Source organism: Brucella pecoris (assembly GCF_006376675.1).
GTDB lineage: Bacteria > Pseudomonadota > Alphaproteobacteria > Rhizobiales > Rhizobiaceae > Brucella > Brucella pecoris.
On the sequence record NZ_VEWK01000038.1, the window covers coordinates 1 to 4,314 of the forward strand.

Sequence of the window (4,314 nt, forward strand, 5' to 3'; positions counted from 1 at the left end):
TTCGAATGTCATGACTTCCTCCTTTGGTTGGCCTTTCATTCTGAAGGTTCGGAGGGAGGCGTCCATCCCATAACATGAAGACCGCGGTGGAGACGGTCTTCGTCGGCAAGGAACGGCAGTACAATCGCCGCTTCCTGCAGATGTGCAGCCATTACCTGATCGAGCCGGTGGCCTGCACGCCGGCGTCGGGGTGGGAGAAGGGCCAGGTCGAGAACCAGGTCAATCTGGTGCGGGAACGCTTCTTCACGCCGCGGCTGCGCTTCAAATCCTACGATGAGCTGAATGGCTGGTTGCTGGACAAGTGCATCAGCTATGCCCGCGCCCATAAGCATGTCGATCAAACGGAGCGCACGATCTGGGAGGTGTTCGATGCGGAACGGCCGCATCTGGTCGGCTATCCCGGCAAGTTCGACGGCTTCCACGCAGTGCAGGCCTCGATCGGCAAGACCTGCCTCGTGCGTTTCGACAACAACAAATACTCGGTGCTGTCCACGGCAGTCGGCCGCCCGGCCGAGATACATGCCTATGCCGATCGCATCGTCATCCGGCAGGATGGCGTGGAGATCGGCCAACACGATCGCTGCTTCGGCCGTGGCGAGACGATCTATAATCCCTGGCATTACGTGCCGGTCCTGACACGCAAACCGGTAGCGTTGCGCAACGGTGCGCCATTCCACGACTGGGTTTTGCCCGCCGCCATGGAGAAGGTGCGCCGCCGGCTGAAGGCCATGCATGACGGCGACCGGCAGATGGTGTCGATCCTCGAATGTGTGGGCCTGGACGGGCTCCCCGCCGTCGAAGCGGCCTGCCAGGAGGCGCTCGATCAGGGCGTATTCTCGGCTGCCGTCATCATCAACATCCTGGCCCGCAAGCGTGATCCGCAGCCGGCCGCCATCCTTTCCATTCCCGACGCGCTTCGCCTGACCCACGAGCCTCTGGCCGATTGCGCCCGTTACGACAGCCTTAGGAGGGCAAGCTGATATGGAACGATCCCAAATCCTCGACATGATGGGCACGCTGAAGCTGTTCGGCATGCGCAGCGCCTATGACGAGATCATGGCCTCCGGCATCAAGCGGCAGCACGAACCGCCACGCATCGTCGGCGACCTGCTTCAGTCGGAGATCGCCGAGAAGCAGGCGCGCTCCATCAAATACCAGATCACCGTCGCCAAGCTGCCGCTGGCCAAGGACATCGACGACTTCGACTTCACCGACACGCCGGTCAACGAAGGGCTCGTGCGCCAGCTTGCGACAGGAGCCTTCCTCGCCGAGCAGCACAATATCGTTCTGGTCGGCGGACCGGCACGGGGAAGTCCCATTTGTCCATCGCGCTCGCACGCGCCCTAATCCGCAACGGCGCACGCGGCCGCTTCTTCAACGTCGTCGACCTCGTCAATCGGCTCGAAACAGAAGCACGCAACGGCAAGCAGGGACGGCTTGCCGACTTCATCACCAGACTCGACTTCGTCATCATGGACGAACTGGGCTATCTCCCATTCGCCCAGGCCGGCGGCCAGCTTCTCTTCCACCTCATCAGCCGCCTCTACGAGCGGACATCGATCATCGTCACGACAAACCTGGCCTTCGGCGAGTGGCCGGCCGTATTCGGCGACGCCAAGATGACCGCCGCTCTGCTCGACAGGCTCACCCACCATTGCGAGATCGTGGAAACCGGGAACGAATCCTGGCGCTTCAAAAACCGCTCTCAAAGCTAAAGCCGAAAAGACAAACAACCCGCGCCCGCAGGCCCCTGCGCTAAATGGAGAGCTCCGGGCCTACGCGCGCTGACCCTATGCAACCAGAGGCAGGGGTCCCTTTTGGGAGCCGATATGGGGTCCCGTTACGATGCCGATTGACAGCCATGGTAATTGGTGCGGACAGCAACCCCGTCGAAACACCTTGTAAATGGCCCGCTCCAGCACCTGTGATCGTAACACTTGTGGAGGGTAACTGGCGCCTCCCAGTCATTTCTGCGGGTGCGTTGGTTGTTATCAGCGGCACTTCATGACCGAGTTTCGTCATCTCGCGTGACCAGTAATGAGCACCCCCGCACGCCTCCATCACGACGATCGAAGCGCCTTGCCCGGCCATAAATCTGCGAAAATGCTGTCGGGATAGCTTCCGCCGGAACTTCACCTCTCCGGAAAGCAAAGCTCCGTGAACCTGAAAAACGTTCTTCGCCAGATCGATCCCAATCATCGTGTCGTATGTCATGCTGCCATCCTTCCACCCGTTGGATTTAACCCGACCATCCTCTGACAGAACGTTCCGGGTGGGTAGAGCGGCAACCACGCCATCTATTCAGACAGCTATGGTTTTTGGAGCAGATCAGAATGGGTGAGCGCTTCAGTGCGAGGGAGATCGTTCAAACTTGGCATGTCAGCCTGAAAACCGCGCGTCGAGATATCAGCGCCTTGCTCCATTTCAAGTTACTCGAGTACATCGGATCGCGGAGAAGAGGCCGTTATCGAACGAATTCATGATGAGCAGGAATATCAGTTGGCATCATCGTCGTCCTGTCCGCCGGAAGTGAGGTCGGCGAGATCTTCGTTGGAGGTATCGAACGCGCCTCGCCTGCTCAGAAGCCCAGCATCCTCAAGTGCCTCGATGTTGGGAAGATCACGCAGGGTCTCAAAGCCAAACACTGACAAAAATCGGGGTGTTGTCACATAGGTATAGGGCGCGCCGGGTGTCGGGCTTCTCGGCCCTGAAACGATGAAGCCTGCATCGCGCAGGCCAGCGATCGTGTCACGACTGACCTCTTTGCCGAAAATCTTTGCCAATTCGGCCCGGGTGATCGGCTGAAAATATCCCACCGCCGTCAACACCATAGACTCGGTCTCTGACAGCCGTGGTGCAACTGATCTCGCCGGAGCGGTCGAAATGCGAATTGTCTCAGCAAACCGCGCTCGGGTGCGATGCTGCCATCCGCCTGCGACCAATACCAGTTCGTATGGTCGATCTCGTAATTCGTCTATGAGGTCATCAACCAACAGATCAATACTGCACTCTTTGCCGACCAACCGCGCCAGCATCTCACGGCTGACCGGTTCGGACGAGGCGAATATCACCGCCTCGACTCGCAACATCCATTCACGCCACCGCAGTTCTGGAGGCAGTGCCTCGAGCTCACGATCATAAAGGACCTCCTGCTGGCGGTCTTTCGCTTCGCGTTGACTTGTTTTTGCTGCGCTCGCTCCCCTCATCGTCATAACCCATAAATTCGAAAGGAAGAGCGGCCGGACAGTTCCCGCACTGCTTCGAAACTCTCCAGCCGCTCAAACAGTCGAGTGGCTGCCCAGCGTGACAGATTGCACCCCGGCGCCGAGGCCGGAACCGCGTCTTCATTGAGGAGCTTTTGGATAACCGCATCGCCCCCCTTGGTCCTCACCTTTGGCACTGCTGCCATTAACCGAGCGGCACGGCGATCGATGTCGGCGGCAGATTGAAGCGCCGCCTCGACACTGCTGACCAGCGCCAGACAAATTGCCTTCGGATAAGCTGGCTCACCTGGCCGCACTCGACCTCTTCCGCCGGTAGTGCGGAATGCAGACCCGAACCGTACAGGTAGCAGAAGCGGCACGGGTCGCGCCCATCTCAGCTTCTGGGCCAGTACGATGTCTGCCAAAGCCAGAGCCAGGACCTCCGCGTCCGGACGAAGCGCCATGATCGCGGATACCAGATCAGCAATCGCAATGGGGGCCGCGCGCCCGGACTGGATTGCCACATCGGCGAGATCCGCGATCGAGCACAGCTCCGTGTCCCATCGGATAGACAGAAGCTCGGCCAGTTCCCTGACAAACGCAGTGCCGGGCATCGCTGTTCGACGTGCCAGCATTCGTGTGGCCAAAAACAGCTTTCCGGCCGGTCCCGGATCTCCATTCGCGGGAGTCAGCAAAACGGCGTCGCGCAGCGCATTCTCTTCTTCATTCCGATCGAGCATAAGGGCCGCGACGGCGGCTGATTTCAGGGCTAGGCGGTCGCGCCAGCAGCCGAGCCAAGGAGGATCGGCGCGGATCAAATCATCGAGGGATTTCAATCCGATACCGGCGGCGAAGGCGGCGTCGGTTTCGCTGATGTCGCGCCCGCGCGACAACGCCCAACCAGGAAGACGGTGAGGCCATATCGATGCCGTTGAAGCGGGGGGCGCGAGCGAATCCATGCACACGAGCATAAGTCAAGAGCGCGGTTTATGCCAGCAATATCGCGCCTAACCGCACGGCCTGTCGTCAGATTGAAACGTCCGATAATCTTGCATTATCGGACGTTTTTCTCATTATAGAGAAATGGCCCAAATCATCGAGCAAAACACCA

At 59.5% G+C, this 4,314-nt stretch carries 2 protein-coding genes and 3 pseudogenes; 2 read left to right on the forward strand and 3 right to left on the reverse strand.

Translation table 11 applies throughout. The features are described from left to right. Positions 1-71: 71 nt before the first annotated feature. Positions 72-1,049 (forward strand): annotated as a pseudogene (locus FIB18_RS24390) (Mu transposase domain-containing protein); the annotation flags it as partial. Continuing rightward, a pseudogene (istB, locus tag FIB18_RS24395) lies at positions 982-1,715 on the forward strand (IS21-like element helper ATPase IstB). The pseudogenes FIB18_RS24390 and istB, both read left to right, overlap by 68 nt. 274 nt (positions 1,716-1,989) lie before the next feature. Here istB and FIB18_RS25520 read toward each other — a convergent pair. From FIB18_RS25520 to FIB18_RS24415, 3 genes and pseudogenes are all read right to left on the reverse strand, one after another. Continuing rightward, positions 1,990-2,214 (reverse strand): annotated as a pseudogene (locus FIB18_RS25520) (IS110 family transposase); the annotation flags it as partial. 281 nt (positions 2,215-2,495) lie between these two features. Continuing rightward, positions 2,496-3,206 (reverse strand): SMC-Scp complex subunit ScpB, encoded by a 711-nt coding sequence (gene scpB / locus FIB18_RS24410; protein WP_456236705.1) that lies wholly within the window; start codon positions 3,204-3,206, stop codon positions 2,496-2,498. A 2-nt stretch (positions 3,207-3,208) separates the two neighbouring features. Then, on the reverse strand, positions 3,209-4,162 hold the full coding sequence (locus FIB18_RS24415) for a DUF1403 family protein (RefSeq protein WP_140023468.1): 954 nt from the start codon (positions 4,160-4,162) through the stop codon (positions 3,209-3,211). Positions 4,163-4,314: the final 152 nt, after the last annotated feature.